Source organism: Lysinibacillus phoenicis, from assembly GCF_047238325.1.
In the GTDB taxonomy this organism is placed as follows: Bacteria; Bacillota; Bacilli; order Bacillales_A; family Planococcaceae; genus Lysinibacillus; species Lysinibacillus irui.
The window spans coordinates 1471480-1487293 of the sequence record NZ_JBDFMP010000002.1 but is presented as its reverse complement, the minus strand read 5'-3'; the positions used below and the strand labels follow the sequence as shown (position 1 = coordinate 1487293).

General features: G+C 38.3%; 27 protein-coding genes. All 27 read left to right on the top strand.

Translation table 11 applies throughout. The features are described from left to right. Positions 1–138: 138 nt before the first annotated feature. Complete coding sequence (locus tag ABC382_RS09055; RefSeq protein ID WP_412926757.1) at positions 139–369, top strand: YqaI family protein; 231 nt, start codon at positions 139–141, stop codon at positions 367–369. Between the two features lie 67 nt (positions 370–436). Beyond that, on the top strand, positions 437–1378 hold the full coding sequence (locus ABC382_RS09050; RefSeq protein ID WP_312505477.1) for a YqaJ viral recombinase family nuclease: 942 nt from the start codon (positions 437–439) through the stop codon (positions 1376–1378). Position 1379: 1 nt separating this feature from the next. Beyond that, the gene (locus tag ABC382_RS09045) at positions 1380–1559 is read left to right on the top strand and encodes a hypothetical protein (protein ID WP_412926756.1); all 180 of its coding nucleotides are present in this window, start codon (positions 1380–1382) and stop codon (positions 1557–1559) included. A gap of 2 nt (positions 1560–1561) precedes the next feature. Continuing rightward, on the top strand, positions 1562–2374 hold the full coding sequence (locus tag ABC382_RS09040; protein ID WP_412926755.1) for a recombinase RecT: 813 nt from the start codon (positions 1562–1564) through the stop codon (positions 2372–2374). Next, on the top strand, positions 2364–2540 hold the full coding sequence (locus ABC382_RS09035) for a hypothetical protein (RefSeq protein WP_312505482.1): 177 nt from the start codon (positions 2364–2366) through the stop codon (positions 2538–2540). Before ABC382_RS09040 ends, ABC382_RS09035 begins: the two co-directional genes overlap by 11 nt. A 9-nt stretch (positions 2541–2549) precedes the next feature. Then, entirely contained in the window at positions 2550–2753 is a 204-nt protein-coding gene (locus ABC382_RS09030; RefSeq protein ID WP_412926754.1) for a helix-turn-helix domain-containing protein, read from the top strand. 194 nt (positions 2754–2947) lie between these two features. Then, positions 2948–3895: a DnaD domain protein gene (locus ABC382_RS09025; RefSeq protein ID WP_412926753.1), complete on the top strand. Its 948-nt coding sequence runs from the start codon at positions 2948–2950 to the stop codon at positions 3893–3895. Next, a complete protein-coding gene (locus ABC382_RS09020) occupies positions 3807–4679 on the top strand; it encodes a DnaA ATPase domain-containing protein (RefSeq protein WP_412926752.1) in 873 nt (290 codons plus the stop codon). The genes ABC382_RS09025 and ABC382_RS09020 overlap by 89 nt, the downstream gene beginning before the upstream one ends. A 33-nt stretch (positions 4680–4712) precedes the next feature. Further along, positions 4713–4904: a hypothetical protein gene (locus ABC382_RS09015; protein WP_412926751.1), complete on the top strand. Its 192-nt coding sequence runs from the start codon at positions 4713–4715 to the stop codon at positions 4902–4904. Beyond that, positions 4897–5085 carry a hypothetical protein gene (locus ABC382_RS09010; RefSeq protein ID WP_412926750.1) on the top strand — a complete coding sequence of 63 codons (189 nt, stop codon included), beginning with the start codon at positions 4897–4899 and terminating at the stop codon, positions 5083–5085. The genes ABC382_RS09015 and ABC382_RS09010 overlap by 8 nt, the downstream gene beginning before the upstream one ends. Then, on the top strand, positions 5082–5438 hold the full coding sequence (locus ABC382_RS09005; RefSeq protein WP_412926749.1) for a YopX family protein: 357 nt from the start codon (positions 5082–5084) through the stop codon (positions 5436–5438). Before ABC382_RS09010 ends, ABC382_RS09005 begins: the two co-directional genes overlap by 4 nt. Further along, a complete protein-coding gene (locus tag ABC382_RS09000; protein ID WP_412926748.1) occupies positions 5435–5704 on the top strand; it encodes a hypothetical protein in 270 nt (89 codons plus the stop codon). The genes ABC382_RS09005 and ABC382_RS09000 overlap by 4 nt, the downstream gene beginning before the upstream one ends. Then, positions 5701–6210: a single-stranded DNA-binding protein gene (gene ssb, locus ABC382_RS08995; protein ID WP_412926747.1), complete on the top strand. Its 510-nt coding sequence runs from the start codon at positions 5701–5703 to the stop codon at positions 6208–6210. Before ABC382_RS09000 ends, ssb begins: the two co-directional genes overlap by 4 nt. Positions 6211–6408: 198 nt before the next feature. Then, positions 6409–6951, top strand: coding sequence for a dUTP diphosphatase (locus ABC382_RS08990; protein WP_412926746.1), 543 nt, complete (start codon positions 6409–6411; stop codon positions 6949–6951). Positions 6952–7029: 78 nt separating this feature from the next. Then, the gene (locus ABC382_RS08985) at positions 7030–7455 is read left to right on the top strand and encodes a RusA family crossover junction endodeoxyribonuclease (RefSeq protein ID WP_412926745.1); all 426 of its coding nucleotides are present in this window, start codon (positions 7030–7032) and stop codon (positions 7453–7455) included. After that, a complete protein-coding gene (locus ABC382_RS08980; RefSeq protein ID WP_412926744.1) occupies positions 7440–7694 on the top strand; it encodes a hypothetical protein in 255 nt (84 codons plus the stop codon). The genes ABC382_RS08985 and ABC382_RS08980 overlap by 16 nt, the downstream gene beginning before the upstream one ends. Positions 7695–7721: 27 nt before the next feature. After that, positions 7722–7871 carry a hypothetical protein gene (locus tag ABC382_RS08975; protein WP_412926743.1) on the top strand — a complete coding sequence of 50 codons (150 nt, stop codon included), beginning with the start codon at positions 7722–7724 and terminating at the stop codon, positions 7869–7871. A 42-nt stretch (positions 7872–7913) separates the two neighbouring features. Continuing rightward, the gene (locus ABC382_RS08970) at positions 7914–8222 is read left to right on the top strand and encodes a hypothetical protein (protein WP_412926742.1); all 309 of its coding nucleotides are present in this window, start codon (positions 7914–7916) and stop codon (positions 8220–8222) included. 39 nt (positions 8223–8261) lie between these two features. Continuing rightward, positions 8262–8417, top strand: a complete 156-nt coding sequence (locus ABC382_RS08965; RefSeq protein WP_412926741.1) for a hypothetical protein — start codon at positions 8262–8264, stop codon at positions 8415–8417. Between the two features lie 243 nt (positions 8418–8660). Then, on the top strand, positions 8661–9158 hold the full coding sequence (locus ABC382_RS08960; RefSeq protein ID WP_244905101.1) for a sigma-70 family RNA polymerase sigma factor: 498 nt from the start codon (positions 8661–8663) through the stop codon (positions 9156–9158). 488 nt (positions 9159–9646) lie between these two features. Then, a complete protein-coding gene (locus tag ABC382_RS08955; protein WP_412926740.1) occupies positions 9647–9892 on the top strand; it encodes a DUF2829 domain-containing protein in 246 nt (81 codons plus the stop codon). A gap of 157 nt (positions 9893–10049) precedes the next feature. Continuing rightward, on the top strand, positions 10050–10682 hold the full coding sequence (locus ABC382_RS08950; RefSeq protein ID WP_412926739.1) for a hypothetical protein: 633 nt from the start codon (positions 10050–10052) through the stop codon (positions 10680–10682). Positions 10683–10819: 137 nt separating this feature from the next. After that, the gene (locus ABC382_RS08945) at positions 10820–10990 is read left to right on the top strand and encodes a hypothetical protein (RefSeq protein ID WP_412926738.1); all 171 of its coding nucleotides are present in this window, start codon (positions 10820–10822) and stop codon (positions 10988–10990) included. Positions 10991–11032: 42 nt separating this feature from the next. Continuing rightward, entirely contained in the window at positions 11033–11947 is a 915-nt protein-coding gene (locus ABC382_RS08940) for a terminase small subunit (RefSeq protein ID WP_412926737.1), read from the top strand. Next, on the top strand, positions 11934–13235 hold the full coding sequence (locus tag ABC382_RS08935; RefSeq protein ID WP_412926736.1) for a PBSX family phage terminase large subunit: 1302 nt from the start codon (positions 11934–11936) through the stop codon (positions 13233–13235). The genes ABC382_RS08940 and ABC382_RS08935 overlap by 14 nt, the downstream gene beginning before the upstream one ends. A 5-nt stretch (positions 13236–13240) precedes the next feature. Continuing rightward, positions 13241–14722, top strand: a complete 1482-nt coding sequence (locus ABC382_RS08930; RefSeq protein WP_412926735.1) for a phage portal protein — start codon at positions 13241–13243, stop codon at positions 14720–14722. Next, positions 14719–15738, top strand: coding sequence for a phage head morphogenesis protein (locus ABC382_RS08925; RefSeq protein WP_412926734.1), 1020 nt, complete (start codon positions 14719–14721; stop codon positions 15736–15738). Before ABC382_RS08930 ends, ABC382_RS08925 begins: the two co-directional genes overlap by 4 nt. The last annotated feature ends 76 nt before the right edge of the window (positions 15739–15814 follow it).

The following is a 15814-nucleotide window of genomic DNA, read 5'->3' as shown; positions in this document are numbered from 1 at the left end:
AATCTATTATATCACAAGTTTCGACGTTTGCGAGTTTTATCTCGCTCTCGTCAAGCAGCTTACAGCACCGTCTCCCTACGGTTATGCTTTGCCACTGTGAGTTGCTTGATGGGATGCCATCAGAAAGAAGGTGAGCACATGCGACAACTTATGGAAGTTGAAAATCCAATGGTGTTAGGAACGATTGAATCCGTAAATAGCGTACCTACATTTCGCTATATCGAGAGAGAGTTTCGTGATCTTTATGGTAGCTTAATAGTTTTCAATGATGACTATATGGAGTTTCCGAATGGCGATATCGTTCATTTAGACAACATCCATACGTATTTAGAGGATAACTATAATGCGAAATTTTACACAAAAAAATAAACCACTACTCGGAATAGTGGCTTAACAAATCATTTTTACCATCATATCACGAAAGGAAGTAATTTGCATGGTTTTAGCAAAAATTACAACTGCTGATATGAGTCGTGACGAGTGGTTAGACGCTCGTCGCGCTGGTATCGGTGGGTCAGATGTTGGCGCAATTATGGGATTTAATCAATATAAAAGTGCTTACCAGGTGTTCTTAGAAAAGACTGGACAATATTACGAAGAAGTAGATAACGAAGCTGTTTATTTCGGAAATGCGCTAGAGGATTTTGTTGCCCAAGAGTTTGCCAAACGAACAGGGAAGAAGGTTCGTCGATTAAACAAGATGCTAGTCCATCCAGAACATGATTTCATGCTTGCTAACCTTGACAGGGTTGTTGTTGGAGAGCGAGCTGTACTTGAATGCAAGACAGCTAGTGAGTATGTAAAAGAGGCATGGGAAGGTGAAGAAATACCGGCAAGTTATTTATGCCAAGTCCATCATTATCTAGCTGTTACAGGCTTTGAAAAGGCTTATATTGCTGTTCTTGTTGGTGGCAATAAATTCATCTGGAAAGAAATCGAACGTGACGAGGAGTTTATTCAAATCCTAATCGATCGTGAGAAAGATTTCTGGGAAAACCACGTTCTAAAAGATATAGCTCCTCCAATTGATGGCTCGGATGCAACCAATGAATTAATCAAAAAAATGTACCCTCAAGACGATGGAACTGCCATCATGCTCACTAAGGATGATGACGTACTACTGGATGCTATCGATTCCATTTCACATGAAATTAAAGCGTTAGAGCAGCAAAAGAAAGAGTACGAGAATCAGTTAAAGCTAAAGTTAGAAAACGCTACAGAGGGGCACTCTCAACGACATAAGGTCACATACAAGACAGTTGTTTCGAATCGAGTTGATAGTAAGCGACTAAAAGTTGAAGTTCCAGATGTATATGAAAAATTCATAAAACCATCCTCTTCTCGACGACTAACGATTAAAAAATTGGAGGCAAATTAATATGAGTCGATTAAAGCAATTAGTTATCAAAGAAACAGTTCTAACTTCTGTAACAGCGATTGTAACTGCATTTGATGCAAAAGATGCAAGATTACGGTTTAAAAAAGGTGAACATACAGATTATCAAAACATGGAGTCTGATACACAAATAGAAATTACTGCAGAGAAAGAAGGGAAATAAAAATGGCTACTACAAATGAATTAAAAGCTAAATCACAAGGTCAAGTACAACAAAGTGTTACGCCAGAGCAATCACTAAACAACTTATTAAAACGTATGGGTCCTCAAATTCAACGAGCATTACCTAAACACATGGATGCTGATCGTATTGCACGAATCGCCTTAACAGCAGTTCGCGCAACTCCAAAGCTATTGGAATGTGACCAAATGAGTTTTGTTGCAGCTCTAATGCAATCAGCACAACTAGGGGTCGAGCCAAATACAGGGCTAGGACAAGCTTATTTAATCCCTTATGGTAATCAAGTTCAGTTCCAGTTAGGTTATAAAGGTTTAATTGACTTATCTGTAAGAAGTGGTCAATACAAAGCAATATATGCTCATGAAGTTTATCAAGAAGATGAATTTTCGTTTGCATATGGCTTACACAAAGATCTTGTGCATATACCTTCCCAAAATCCAGGGGGTGAGCCAATCGGCTACTACGCTGTGTACCATCTAAAAAATGGTGGATACGACTTTGTTTACTGGACAAGAGAACGCATCGATAAACATGCACGTGAGTTTTCTATGGCAGTAAAAAAAGGTTGGACAAGCCCTTGGAAAACCAATTATGACGCAATGGCTAAGAAAACTGTTCTGAAAGAAGTATTGAAATACGCTCCTAAGTCCATTGAGTTGCAGAAGGTTGTAGAGGCAGATGGAACAATAAAAACCGAGGTTTCAGAGGATATGAGCGATGTTATCGACGTAACAGAGTACTCAATTGTAGAGGAAGAAGAACAACAAGAACAAGGTGAGTTAGTCATTGAGCAGTAACGTACCCCACAAAGTCCTTCTACCCGCTTGGATATTTGAGCAGGCAAAGGATAAGGATGAAATTAGACGTTTGGTGGTGGATTACATGCGAAGATATCCAAACTATCGAATTGTCAAAGTGAGTGGTAGTTTCGCAGTTTGTGAGCGATTAGATGGCTTCTTATAGGAGGTAACCATGATTAAATTTCGACTAGCTGTTTTACTGGCTGAACGTGGCTTAAAAATACGAGACATTCATACTCGGACAGGCATTCCAGTGACAACACTTAGAACCCTGTATTATGGCCGTTCAAACAGTGTGAAAATAAAAGACTTAGAAGCAATTTGTAAGGTGCTGAATTGTAGTGTAGGAGACATTTTAGATTATCAGGCAGGATGATTTCTATAGCCATAGGGGGTTAAATATTGTGAATTACAATGATAGTTTTGTGTTTTTTATTGGTGCAATTATGGGCTGTTTAGCAACACATTTCTTTCAGTGGATGGATAAACAACACTAAGTAATTGGGGATTATGTAAATATGTCTATGATTAAAAATTTGAATATTGCGACATAAGGAGAGGCGAGGGCAAATGGCTAAATTTAGATTAGTACACACATCATTCTGGAACGATCCGCGTGTCGTTGAAGAAATGACAGCAGAGGATAAATACTTCTTTCTATATTTGTTAACGAATGAAAGTACAACGCAAATCGGTATCTATCAAATTACAAAAAAACAAATAGCTTTTGATTTAGGTTACTCACCAGAGAGCGCAAATGCATTGTTACAACGTTTCATAGAGCACCACAAATTGATTAGATACAATGCTGAAACACGTGAAATAGCTATTAAGAATTGGGGCAAATACAACTTAGTTAGAGGTGGCAAACCGATACTCGATTGTGTGAAATCAGAGTTAAAAAATGTGAAAGATGCAACGCTGATTGAATGGGTTGGTGAAAGCATACCAAATGATTCAATACGTAACGTCTACGAGTCGTACTACGATACGCATCACGATACGTCAGCGATACGTGATGAATACGCTAAATCCAGTAATACCAAGGGTTCTTACGTAACGTCACACGATACGTCGACGATAAGTGGGCAAGAAGAAGAAAAAGAAGAAGATAAAGAAAAAGAAGAAGAACAAGATAAAGACAAAGAAGAAAAACAACTCGGTCAGTCTGTCACTCCTTCACTAATAGATCATGAATTTTTAGCTATCAAAAACTTCTTTGACCAAGCAATTCGTGTTAGCAATTTTACAGATCACAAAAAGATGGACAACCTACTCAAACTTTATCCAGACCATTTACTAATTATCGAGGCCATAAAAGTAACAGCAGATAACGGTAAATCAAATATTGAATATGTAGAAGCTATCTTACGTAACTGGCGAACTGAAAAAGGAGTTAAATCATACGCAGATTGGCAGGTGAAGATTAATGCAGAAACTAAGCGATCCAATGGCAGCAATTATGGACAAGCTCAAAGCCAAAAGCCAAGCGTTTTCGGAGACTACTGTAGCGACTGAAGAACCTGCTTACAACTGTCCTAAATGTAAGGACGAAGGCGGATATATGGTACGTAAGAAAGCTGGAGAAACGACGTTAGTACGTGATGAAGATCAGTTAATAGAAATCACCTTGAAGTTTGATTCGGACGAATGGCAACAATGTGAGTGCTCCAAAATGCGTCAACTTAATCGCTTAATCAAATCTAGTGAAATTACAGAAGAATTTCAGAAAATGAGTTTTAAAAACTTCTCGACCGAGGGTGTGCATCCAAAGGTTGCTGAAATGAAAAGTAAGGCGAATCAGTATTTCAGGGCGTTTGACGAGATTAAAGGCTACCGACAAAACAGCATCATGTTAATTGGACAACCTGGTTGCGGCAAAACACATTTGTTAACGGCTATCTCTAATTATCTGATTCATACAAGGCAAGTGCCTGTTCTCTATTTTCCTTACAAGGATGGGATGAACAATCTGGCTGCTAACAACTTTGAACGTAAAAACGAAATCATGGACCGCATGAAGGAAATTGATGTGTTGTTTATCGATGATCTGTTCAAGCCGATTGGTGGAAAGGTTGATGTAAAACCATGGCAGGCTGAATCCATCTTTGAAGTGGTCAATTATCGCTACCTAAACAATAAACCGTTGCTTATATCAAGCGAGTTGTCATTAGATGACATGCTTTATATCGATGAGGCATTAACAAGTAGGCTCTTTGAAATGGCACAGGATTTTACAGTAACGATTCCAAAGGACATGAAAGTGAACTACCGATTACGTAAGGTATTCGAACATAGATAGAGGGGCAACAGCCCCTTGATGGAGGGTGAAGAAATGGGAGAAGTTTATATGCAACTTGAAATGGAAAGGTTCATTGAGCTAAAACGTGCGAAGGAAGAAAATACAAAGCTTCGTGAAGCGTTGAGAGAAATTTTTGAACTAGCTAAGCATGATGGTATATCAAAGCATCTAGATAATTGTTATATCGTAGCTCGCCAAGCATTGGAGGGTATAGCTCATGAATGAACAATTCCTAATCGATCAAATCATCTTGTATTTAGGGCAGTACCAGCGCTTTGGAGGCAAGTACAACGAAACCATGGCTTATAAACGTTTGGAGCAATTGAGAGCTTTGTTGGGGCTGAAAGATGCAGAAGAAGCTACGGATTATCTCATAATGAAAATGGAAGGGGTTATGGCTGCATGAGTAGAGAGATTAAGTTTCGTGCTTGGGATAAGATACACAAACTTATGGTAGAAAATATTTGTTCATCAGAACAACGACATACGCTGCTATATGAGTTAATGCAGTACACAGGCTTAAAGGACAGGAACGGCAAGGAAATATATGAAGGTGACATACTGGAGCTATACATTCCGAATTGGGCAGATTGTGACGATGTTCAACGATTTGTAATAAATGAATATTGTCCTGATGTTTCTTATTTACAAGCTGTTGTTAAACATTGTGAGAAATGTTTATTGGATGGTGAAAACGATTATATCGAAGTCGTCGGCAACATATACGAAAACCCTGAACTACTGGAGGCAACAGCATGATTAAGTTTTGTAAAGGCGACATCATACACAATCGATATGCAGGTCATCCCTCAATCAAGTATTTCATCTACTTAGGTGTTTCGGGTAGATACGTAAACGGTCTTGAACTAAGAGAAGGTAAAGGCCTTAAAAAGTGTCAGTATTACAAAAGCTCGATGAACGAAATGTTAAATGGTGAGCCGGCCTTTCAAGTTGTTGGACACACAAATGCTTTCGATGTGATGAAACAAGATCTATCTAAATTTATTCAGGAGGCAACGGCATGATCAACCGAGTAGTATTAGTTGGCCGACTTACAAAAGATCCTGAACTGCGATATTCACCAAATGGCATTGCATCATGTCGTTTTCAAGTGGCAGTCAACAGGACATTCCAAAATCAACAGGGTGAACGTGAGGCAGACTTCATAAGTTGTGTGGCTTGGCGTAAACAGGCCGAGAATCTAGCAAACTTCATGAAGAAAGGTAGCTTAATAGCTTTGGAAGGGCGAATCCAAACAGGCAGCTATGAAGGGCAGGATGGCAAGCGTGTCTATACAACTGACGTTGTAGCAGACAGCATTCAATTCTTAGAGCCAAGAAACAGCACTGGAGGCTCACAGGGCGTATCAAACTACGAATCTAGTACAAATACAAGTGGACAGTATCAAGGTAGTTCACAGGGGCAATATGGCGGTAATAATAACCAGTCAAGTTATACAAAGGTCGATGAAGATCCTTTTGCAAATAGTAAGGGGCCAATGGAAGTAAATCAGGATGATCTCCCATTCTAAATAATTAATCGAGGTGATACACATGCCAACATTAAGAAAAATCACCAAGGCTAGGACATCAAGAGAATTAGAACGTTTGGTTACAGATGATACGGAGAGAGGCTGGATGGTAGCTAGTCGAATGAATTACATTTCTGCTGATCCACGACCTTATCAAATACTATTGGAATTTAACACTGAAAGGGAACAGGTGAGTTTATGAACTTAACAAAACTATTTGAAACACAAGCAGCATTGGACGAGCACATCATGCAAGAACATCCAGAACTACTAGGGCAGAACAATCTTGACTGGAAGTTGTTAGCTCTACAGGTTGAGCTCGGTGAATGCGCTAATGAATGGCGTGGATTTAAGAAGTGGAGTAAGGATCAGGAGCCACGTACTAAGGTAGTTAGGAACCCTATTATTGCTGGGGAACCGTTGCACTATAATCCACTCCTTGAAGAATACGTTGACTGCTTGCATTTCATTTTGAGTATTGGGTTGGAATTAGAAGTTGATTGGAAAGAAATGAACTGGCTTATGATAGTCGAAAATGATACAACCAAACGTTTTCAAAGGGTTTTCTCTAAAGCGAGTGAGTTAACAGAATATCAATCATTTTCAGATGAGCGCTGGGGAGAATTGTTTGAAGAATTCTATCACTTAGGAACATTACTTGGCTTCACATGGGATGAAATAGAGACAGCTTACTACGCTAAGAACAAGGTCAACCATGAGCGCCAAAACGCTGGTTATTAATTAAATACACGCTGCTGGTAGAACGGCATTAGATTGTTTTATCAGCAGACTTCTAAGAGTGCTGACAGGAGGGCAAACATGAACGTACTAACATTTGAAATACCAGGAGTCATTCAACCACAAGAGCGACCTCGCTTTAGTAGACATGGCAAGAAAGTAATCACACACGATGCACCAAAGAGCAAGGACTTCAAAGACTTTGTAAAGCTCGTAGCATGGCAAAATAAGCCGTCTGAATTGATTACAGAGCCGATTAAGCTACAAGCCGATATTTATCTCATGCCACCAAAGAAATACCATACAGGACCAAAAAGAAAGCTTATAGAGAGTGGCGAATTACGTCCTACGACAAAGCCTGATCTCGATAACTTGATTAAGGGCATAAAAGATGGGTGTAACAAAGTTATTTGGCACGATGATTCCCAGATAGTTGAGATGAATGTACGGAAGTTTTATTCAGAGCAACCAAGGGCAGAGGTGACGATTGAATGGCAAGAAAAGTAGAGAGTCGATACATCTTGTTCACTGGTGAGGTTCATGAATCGGTTAAGTTTGATTTCACCATACAACAGATTGGAACCTTCATAGCTATGTGGAATCAAGGATATCCAATTAACGAGATAGCTCAGAAGCTTAATGCAAGTAAGGTGAGTGTGGCTTTAATTGCTATGGATCTTGAAATGGCTGGAAGGATTGGTCCTAGAGCTGGTGGATTGTTAGGGAAACAGAAAGTGGTTAGTTGAAAGAAAATGCACAGGAGGATGAATGGAATGGCAAAAACTAAAAAAACAGTGGCTAAAAAGATTCTTAAATCAAATGAATTTGAACAGGCAAAGGTGGAATTTGAGAGTTTTTACAAAAGGGTTAAGGATGAATACGACAATGTAGAGGTCGAAATTGTGATTAAATCCGAAATTTAATTATTAAACAATCCTAGAAACAAATAAGGAAGGTTGAAGAGAATGACAGAACGTCGGTTAACAGCTCAATTAGCAACTATTCGTGAAGAGTTATACAGCGTTGATGAAGTTATGGCAACAGGTATGTATGCAGAACCATCCGTTGTAATTGATGAAATGGTAAAGGAAATAAAAGAATCTCGAAAGGATTTAAAAGCAGCTGGAGATTTATTTTTAACAGCTATTTTAAAACTACAGGATATTCAGATGCAAGTAAGTGAAGTTGATGATAAGGGACGCACGATTGGCGTTCAATTATCCGAATTGGAAAGTGAATTTAGCAAATTACATGATATGTGGTCTGGAAACTAGCCGAACAATTAAAAAATTTAAAGAGAAGGAATGATGAAAATGACGGTAAAGACTAAGATTTGGGTGATTGAGAAACGCCTATCTTTTGAAGAATTGAATGCAAAACTAGATGAGTATAACGATATGTTTGCAGGCCGTTTAGTAGTTTTAAAGAAGAATGGCGACTACTCCGCATTAGTCACTTTAGTGTCTTAAACCACAATGGAAAGGCTGAATATGCGGTGAATTATCATCCATTTAACAATGAAGCAAAACATGATCATATAAAAATACGACATACAAGACCAGCTAGAGAGTTCTTTGACGGCCGATTTAGCTACTGAACATTTTGAGGAAAAGAAAAAGCCGCAGCGTCGTCACACGCTACAGCTCGAATTGGTTTATGCCCTTTGATGGTGTTCACAACTCTAGTATATCACACCGTAGGAGGGCAAACCTATGACAAACTATCAATCTACAGCAAGTAAGGCAACTGAACATAATGATATGTTCTACATCATCACTCAAATGATTAAGGACTTCAAATGGATGCGTAACGAGGTCCAAAGGCTTCAAAAGCTGCTATATGGACACAGCTTACCTATCCAAAATTGGGGAGTAGCGCAGTACGGAGTAGAGGCAGCAATGCCCAAGGGTTCCAAGGGCAAAAGTATAACGGAGCTCAAGCGTATTGAATCACTAGAAGAAAAGCGAAATAACCGATTAAGACGTTATGAGACAGAGGTATATTTGTTAGAAACATTAGGCGATACACTTCAAAATGAAACGCAAAAGGTTATTTACGATTGCTTACTGGAAGGTATGTCGTACAGAGAGATAGCTTTACACCTCATGATCTCCAAAGACAATGTGCAAAGACAGAAGAAAGATATCATTCAACAGCTTTTAGAAAATGAACAGATGGAGACGTTTTTGTTATATGGTGTTTTAGATTAATGCCAAGACAAACGAGACAAATGCGACAAATGAGACAAAATCATGCATATTTGTTTTCATTAAAATTTGCAGTGTAAAATGGAGGGGAGGTCGGACAGGTAAATGTTTCTTCCTTTGGTATTTATAAAAAACTAAATATTAGGGAAAGACAGACCGACGACCGACCGGCGCCGAGCAAAATTGTTCGGAGCATGACATACACGGCCGGCCCATATTTTTTAAGAGATATAGGGAACAGGCAAATAAAATAAAACTGAAGGAGTGGTTACTATGTGAACTTCGTCCACTTTCCATTTAATTCAGTCAAACTTACTACATCAACAAAGTGCACGGAAATGCACTATAAAATTAGAACACAATTCGTTACAAAATAACGTGGTGACGCTCTACCACGAGTCGCAAGTGAGCTCTCGAAAATAGGATTACCACAATATTAAAGCTTTCATCTTCGGATGGAGGCTTTTTATTATCTTAAAGGAGGAATTAGAATGAATTTTGGACAAGCGATTGAAGCTTTAAAAGATGGCAAAAAAGTAGCTCGAAAAGGTTGGAATGGCAAAGGTATTTTCATTGAGTTACAAGTACCTGATACACATTCTAAAATGACACACCCTTACATCTTTATTGATACAACAGGACTTCAAACAGACAATGCAAATGCACCGAAAAGCCGTGTTCCTTGGTTAGCTTCACAAACGGATATGTTGTCAGAGGATTGGGATATTGTTGAATAGGCCTTCTAACGAGGGCTTTTTTCTTTTGCTTTGAAAACTGCATCAAACAGCCAAAACGCTATGAGTTGAGAGGGCAGGGTTTGGTGTGGTTTTGAGAGCAAAAAGTTATTACATATATTTCATCTACTAGGTTATGATTGGGTGGGAGGTGAAGTAGTTGGATACTAATACTGCAACATTATTAAGTGGTGTTATTAGCGGTGCTTTGAGCCTGATTGGTGGTATAGTTGGAGCAATTGGTGCATTTTTAGCCGCTAATAAACAAATTAAAAAGCAATTCTCAAAACAAGATAATGATAGAGTGTTAGAATTGCGTATTGAAAAACTGAATGAAGCTTTAGTAATAACTAATGATTTTTTACACCATCAGCAAAAATTGAAAGGTAAGTTAAGTAATATTGAGATTTACATTAAGGAAATATTTAAAAAGAATCATACATATGTTTCTGAAAGTGCTGATTTTAATAAAAAGAGTATTGATGATTTACTATCAGAAATTAAAGAATTAACAATGTATAAGGATTCTTTAAAAAAATATAAAATATTCGCTCCAGATGATTTGAATTATCAATCAATTTATGATAAAACGAGTAGTTTAATTGATAGTTATAAAAGATACTTACTTGAATTCAAAGATATCCAGAAGGGGGTAAGAACCGATAAACTACAAGTAGTACACGATTCATATATAATTGACTATGATAAAACACATAATCAACTAGAGAAAGTCTTAAATGAATCTGTTGAGTGTCTGGAAAAAGAAATTAAAAAACTGTTGGAAATAGAATAAAACATTTAAAAATCGCGTTGATACGCGGTTTTTTTATTTTGCCTTGAAAAGTGAGTATCGAGCAGTTTCCCACTTTAACCTCTAGGGCAACGGTACTTACTTTTGAGAGTGAAATACGGAGTGAGGTGTGATTAGTGATGATTAAGTACTTTAAAAAGTTTACTAACATGGATTGCGTAAAAGAATACGGATGGAGACATTTCATTGCTCATGTATTAGGAACACATTCACATGCTCGTTGTGCGCAATCATATGGTCGTTTTGTTGCTAAAGGGTTTATTGATGGTGTTAACAGTGTGAAAAAATAAATAACTTCAAAATTTGAATGTTGGAGGTGGTGTTTATGAGATATGGCTAATTGGGATGAAATTAAACAAGAGTGGGAAACCACAAAAATAACACTTGCTGATCTTGCTGAAAAGCATGATATAAAGCTTGGTACATTAAAGAGCCGAAAGAGCCGCGAGAAATGGTCGAGGGATGCAACTGAAAAGGATGCAACCAAAACCAAGAAGGTTGCAACCATAAAAGAAGATGCACCCAAAGAAAAAAAAGTCGTTGAATCAGAAGAAGTTACTACCTTGGATTTAGAAGGTGATGACGGATTAACTGATAAACAACGGCTTTTTTGTATGTATTATGTACGTTCGTTAAATGCCACAAGTGCGTATAAAAAGGTGTATGAATGTAGCTACCAAACAGCCATGGCAAACGGTAGTAGGTTGCTAAGTAATGCTAAGGTTAAAGAAACTGTTGCTGAACTTAAAAGGCAAAGGCTTGAGAGTTTGGATTTAGATAAATTCGATGTGCTAGAGAAGTACAAAGCTATTGCCTTTGCGGACATTACAGACTTCATAGACTTTACACAAGTCGAGTCAGAAGCGACAGAAACATCAGTTGAATATAATCCTGATGGTTCAAAGAAGTCAGAGAAAACAGAAGTTGTACCTTACACTTACACCAAATTCTCAATGCATCATTCAGAAGAGATTGACGGGACACTAATTACCGAACTATCAAAAGGTAAAGATGGAATGTTCAAAGTTAAGCTTGCTGATAAAATGGCTGCACTGGCATTCCTTGCGAAGTATACCGATTTACTTAACGAAAACGAGTTGAAGCAACTACAAGTTGAACAGGTTCGAATGAATGTTAACAAGACAAAAGCTGAAGTAGAGAAACTAACAGAGCCAACAGGTGATGATGACACCTTAGAAATCGTTATTACACATAAGACTGAGAGGGATTCTGATGCAAGTGAATAAGGAAATAAACCCTCATTTCGGCAACTTTCTAATGGATTGGACAAAAAAGTTTCAATTCCTTATTGGTGGATATGGTTCATCGAAATCCTATCATGTAGCACTAAAACTCGTTTTAAAGTGTTTACAAGAAAAGCGTAAAGTTTTAGTAATCCGTGAAGTTTATGACACTCATAAAGACAGTACATTCGCTTTGTTTAAGGACATTTTAGAGTCATTGGATAGATTAGATGACACTGGCAGAAAACGCATTGCAAAAGGCAAAGCGAGGGCTAAAGAGAGTCCATACGAGATAGTGTTCAGTAATGGTTCAAGAATAATCTTTAAAGGGATGGATAAACCAGCGAAATTAAAGTCTATCCATGATATCAGCATCATTTGGGTAGAAGAAGCCTCCGAAGTGAAGTATGAGGGCTTTAAAGAGCTCGTTGGTCGTTTGCGTCATCGTAATTTGTCATTACACATGATTCTTTCTTCAAATCCAGTGGATGAAACAAACTGGATATACACACATTTCTTTGTGGATGAAGAAAATGAAAAAACAACATTGAATGATGAAGAACTGTACAAGTTGAGAGAAATCAAAACTGAAACAACGTATTACCATCATTCAAAAGCAGACGACAACATGTTCCTTCCGCAGTCGTATATCGATGAATTAGACGACATGAAGAACTATGACCCTGATCTACACAGAGTAGCCCGAGAAGGTAAGTTTGGAGCGAATGGCGAGAAGATACTACCTCAATTAGAAGTATGGGATAGTGCTGATGTACAAGCTCAACTGACTTCCGATAAGGTATACAAAAACGGCATGGACTTCGGTTTTTCTGATTCATATAACGCTATCGTCCGTATGGCAGTAGATATTGAAAAGAAATGGCTGTACATCTTCTGGGAGTATTACACAAAAGGTAAAACAGATCCCGAGATTGCTGAGGACATGATGAAAGCAGGATTACAAAAGGTAATGATTAAAGGCGATAATGCCGAAGCTAAAACAATTGTTTACTTACAACAACGAGGGTTTCGTATTTTACCATGTTACAAGTTAACGAGGGTTGAAAATACAAAGAAGATGAAGCGATTTAAAAAGATAATTGTTTCAAAGGATTGCCCTAATACAATCAGAGAGTTGAAAAATCTAACACAGAAAAAAGATAAGAACGGCAAAGCAATACCTGGAGAGTTTAATATTGACCCTCATACATTTAGTGCTATGTGGTATGGCCTTGATGATTATGAGGTAACAAACGTTAAAGGTATGAATGCTGGTTACAGAGGTAGGTGATAAGAATGAATGTTAATCAACTAAATCGAAAAGAAACCATTGCTAAGCGCATGCAAGTGTTTCAACCATACATCGAATACATTGATCAGTATGGCTTTAATGAAACGCTAATCCCTAAATTAATTGCTGACCATAAGTCAATTAAACAGGACGTGCAGTTACTACAGAAACGATATGAGGTTAGCACAGATGGCGTGCCAATTCTAACGAGAGACCCTATTCCTCTCGATTTGGAGAATGACAAGGTTCGTAGGCTAGATGCACTCGTTAATAACAAGGTAAATACAGCCTTTGATGCCGACATAGTAGATACCAAAGTGGGTTATATGTATGGTATTCCTGTTAACTACACTGTCGAAGGTGTACGTGATGAACCGAGATTACAGCCTTTAGCAACAGAAATAGACAACTTTAGGGTTAGAAATGCTGTTGCTGATAAAGATGCATCTTTAGGAAAACAAACTGATATAGCTGGCTATGGAGCTCGATTAGCTTATGTAGCCTTGGAAAACAATAAACCCGTCCTACGTATTATGAATGTTGATACGGACGAGGTTATTTTTTTATTCGAAGAAACAATAGCTGAACCTAAATACAGCATGCGTTACTATGACACATTCGTTTTAGACCAACAAGCTAACAAGCAAACCGTCACAAAAGTTGAATTTTATGATTCCGATACTATCTGGTACTTCGATAACCTTAATGGAACATTTGAATTAACAGGCTATCAAGAGCACGGCTTTATGTACAATCCATTGTTTGGAATGGAGAACAACGATGAAATGCAAGGTGCAGCTATGCGTATCATGAACTTGATTGATGCGTATGACCGAGCGTTATCAGATGCTAGTAGTGAGGTTGAATCGATGCGATTGGCGTTGTTAATCCTTCACAACATTGGATTACAACCAGAAGAAATTCAACAGATGCAGAAGTCAGGTGCTTTAGAAATTTGGGGTCCTGATGCTAAGGTATCGTTCCTAACCAAGAACGTTAATGACAGCATGATTGAACACTTATTAGAACGACTTGAAAAGAACATTATGCGTATCGGTAAGAGTGTAGATTTCACAAGCGAGGAGTTTGCTTCTAATCTATCTGGTATTGCAATCCTCATGAAAACAATGGCCTTAGAACATAAGGCTGGTACGGCAGAGCAAAAGAACCGTACAACTCTACAGTATCAATTCAAAGTACTGTGTAGTGGATGGGCAAGGCTAGGCTACTGCCAGCCAGAGGATTACCTAAAGGTATGGTTTGAGTTTAAGAGAAATCTTCCTAAGAACCTTCTAGAAGCTGCTCAAACATCACAGGCATTGAAAGGTTATGTAAGTGAGGATACTCGCTTATCTTTATTACCATTTGTAGATGATGTAGCTGCAGAACGTGAAGCAATGCAAGAAGATTTAAAAATATACGGTAATGATCTTGGCCCTCTTAATGAGGATGACAACGATGATCCGAAAGATGATGATGACACATGAATCAACAGGAAATCAATCGAATCTTAGATGATTTAGAAGCTAAAGCCGAGAGAGACATTGAGGTTGTTTTTGCACGACGTTTAAAGACGATACTCGCTCAAATGCTTGAGATGCATAAAAAGTTTGGGAAGAATGGTCAAGCTACTTGGACAGACGTTAACAAGTACAATCGCTTTAATCAAGAAATGAAATTAATTGCACAACAGTTGAACGCTGACTACAAAGAGATTATTAAGCTCATACAAGCTTCACAGGAGCGTCTTTATATCGAGAGATACTTATTGATGGCTTATCTATTACAACAGTCTACAGGCGAGGAAATGGGCTTTAAAATACCATCTGCTGAGGTGATTCAAGCAGCGTTAACTAATCCTGTTGAGTTTTTAACGTTGCCTAAGATATTTGAGGTTCATAGAAACGAGATTATCAGGCGTTTGAACATCGAGATAGCACAGAGCCTACAAGCTGGTGAAAGCTACACAGACATGGCTATCAGGATTGAAAATGCTATGGGATGGACAAGGAAGAAAGCTATCCTAGTTGCCAGAACCGAGGGTGGCCGGGTTAGATCACAAGTTGATTTAGCCATTGAGGAACAGGCAAGTAAATCAGCGCGGCTCACTAAGGTTTGGATGTCATCACTTGATACTAGAGTTAGGAAGTCCCATAGAAAGCTAGATGGTCAGAAAGCTGATAAAGATGGCTACTATCATTATGGTAAGTGGAAATCGAAAGCACCAAGGTTATGGGGCATTGCTTCAATGGATGTACAGTGTCGATGTCATACGATATATATGGTTAATGGCAAGTTACCAGAGTACAGACGTGGCAGAGACTACATGGATGATACGTATCAAAAGAAATTGGCTGCTCGTATTGATGCTTATATGTCTGATCAAGGACTAACTTATAGACAAGCTTTTAACAAAGCGTATAAACAGGTTAAACCGCCGAGTGTAACGGTGCCATTTATGAGTTATGAAGAGTGGAAGAAAAAATTCAGTGGTGAAGGATAGTCGTAGTGATACGGCTTTTTATTATGTCTTTTTCAGCATTTGTAGACGCTATAAAGAACAAATGACTACGTGTTTC

Excerpts from the sequence above, each read along its gene's own strand:
- ABC382_RS09030 (WP_412926754.1), top strand. The coding sequence starts at position 2,550 with ATGATTAAATTTCGACTAGCTGTTTTACTGGCTGAACGTGGCTTAAAA.
- ABC382_RS09040 (WP_412926755.1), top strand. The coding sequence starts at position 1,562 with ATGGCTACTACAAATGAATTAAAAGCTAAATCACAAGGTCAAGTACAA.
- ABC382_RS09015 (WP_412926751.1), top strand. The coding sequence starts at position 4,713 with ATGGGAGAAGTTTATATGCAACTTGAAATGGAAAGGTTCATTGAGCTA.
- ABC382_RS09020 (WP_412926752.1), top strand. The coding sequence starts at position 3,807 with ATGCAGAAACTAAGCGATCCAATGGCAGCAATTATGGACAAGCTCAAA.
- ABC382_RS08930 (WP_412926735.1), top strand. The coding sequence starts at position 13,241 with ATGAATGTTAATCAACTAAATCGAAAAGAAACCATTGCTAAGCGCATG.
- ABC382_RS09050 (WP_312505477.1), top strand. The coding sequence starts at position 437 with ATGGTTTTAGCAAAAATTACAACTGCTGATATGAGTCGTGACGAGTGG.
- ABC382_RS09010 (WP_412926750.1), top strand. The coding sequence starts at position 4,897 with ATGAATGAACAATTCCTAATCGATCAAATCATCTTGTATTTAGGGCAG.
- ABC382_RS08985 (WP_412926745.1), top strand. The coding sequence starts at position 7,030 with ATGAACGTACTAACATTTGAAATACCAGGAGTCATTCAACCACAAGAG.
- ABC382_RS08935 (WP_412926736.1), top strand. The coding sequence starts at position 11,934 with ATGCAAGTGAATAAGGAAATAAACCCTCATTTCGGCAACTTTCTAATG.
- ABC382_RS09000 (WP_412926748.1), top strand. The coding sequence starts at position 5,435 with ATGATTAAGTTTTGTAAAGGCGACATCATACACAATCGATATGCAGGT.
- ABC382_RS08925 (WP_412926734.1), top strand. The coding sequence starts at position 14,719 with ATGAATCAACAGGAAATCAATCGAATCTTAGATGATTTAGAAGCTAAA.
- ABC382_RS08965 (WP_412926741.1), top strand. The coding sequence starts at position 8,262 with ATGACGGTAAAGACTAAGATTTGGGTGATTGAGAAACGCCTATCTTTT.
- ABC382_RS09055 (WP_412926757.1), top strand. The coding sequence starts at position 139 with ATGCGACAACTTATGGAAGTTGAAAATCCAATGGTGTTAGGAACGATT.
- ABC382_RS09025 (WP_412926753.1), top strand. The coding sequence starts at position 2,948 with ATGGCTAAATTTAGATTAGTACACACATCATTCTGGAACGATCCGCGT.
- ABC382_RS09005 (WP_412926749.1), top strand. The coding sequence starts at position 5,082 with ATGAGTAGAGAGATTAAGTTTCGTGCTTGGGATAAGATACACAAACTT.
- ABC382_RS08980 (WP_412926744.1), top strand. The coding sequence starts at position 7,440 with ATGGCAAGAAAAGTAGAGAGTCGATACATCTTGTTCACTGGTGAGGTT.
- ABC382_RS08970 (WP_412926742.1), top strand. The coding sequence starts at position 7,914 with ATGACAGAACGTCGGTTAACAGCTCAATTAGCAACTATTCGTGAAGAG.
- ABC382_RS08975 (WP_412926743.1), top strand. The coding sequence starts at position 7,722 with ATGGCAAAAACTAAAAAAACAGTGGCTAAAAAGATTCTTAAATCAAAT.
- ssb (WP_412926747.1), top strand. The coding sequence starts at position 5,701 with ATGATCAACCGAGTAGTATTAGTTGGCCGACTTACAAAAGATCCTGAA.
- ABC382_RS08940 (WP_412926737.1), top strand. The coding sequence starts at position 11,033 with ATGGCTAATTGGGATGAAATTAAACAAGAGTGGGAAACCACAAAAATA.
- ABC382_RS08955 (WP_412926740.1), top strand. The coding sequence starts at position 9,647 with ATGAATTTTGGACAAGCGATTGAAGCTTTAAAAGATGGCAAAAAAGTA.
- ABC382_RS08960 (WP_244905101.1), top strand. The coding sequence starts at position 8,661 with ATGACAAACTATCAATCTACAGCAAGTAAGGCAACTGAACATAATGAT.
- ABC382_RS09045 (WP_412926756.1), top strand. The coding sequence starts at position 1,380 with ATGAGTCGATTAAAGCAATTAGTTATCAAAGAAACAGTTCTAACTTCT.
- ABC382_RS08990 (WP_412926746.1), top strand. The coding sequence starts at position 6,409 with ATGAACTTAACAAAACTATTTGAAACACAAGCAGCATTGGACGAGCAC.
- ABC382_RS08945 (WP_412926738.1), top strand. The coding sequence starts at position 10,820 with ATGATTAAGTACTTTAAAAAGTTTACTAACATGGATTGCGTAAAAGAA.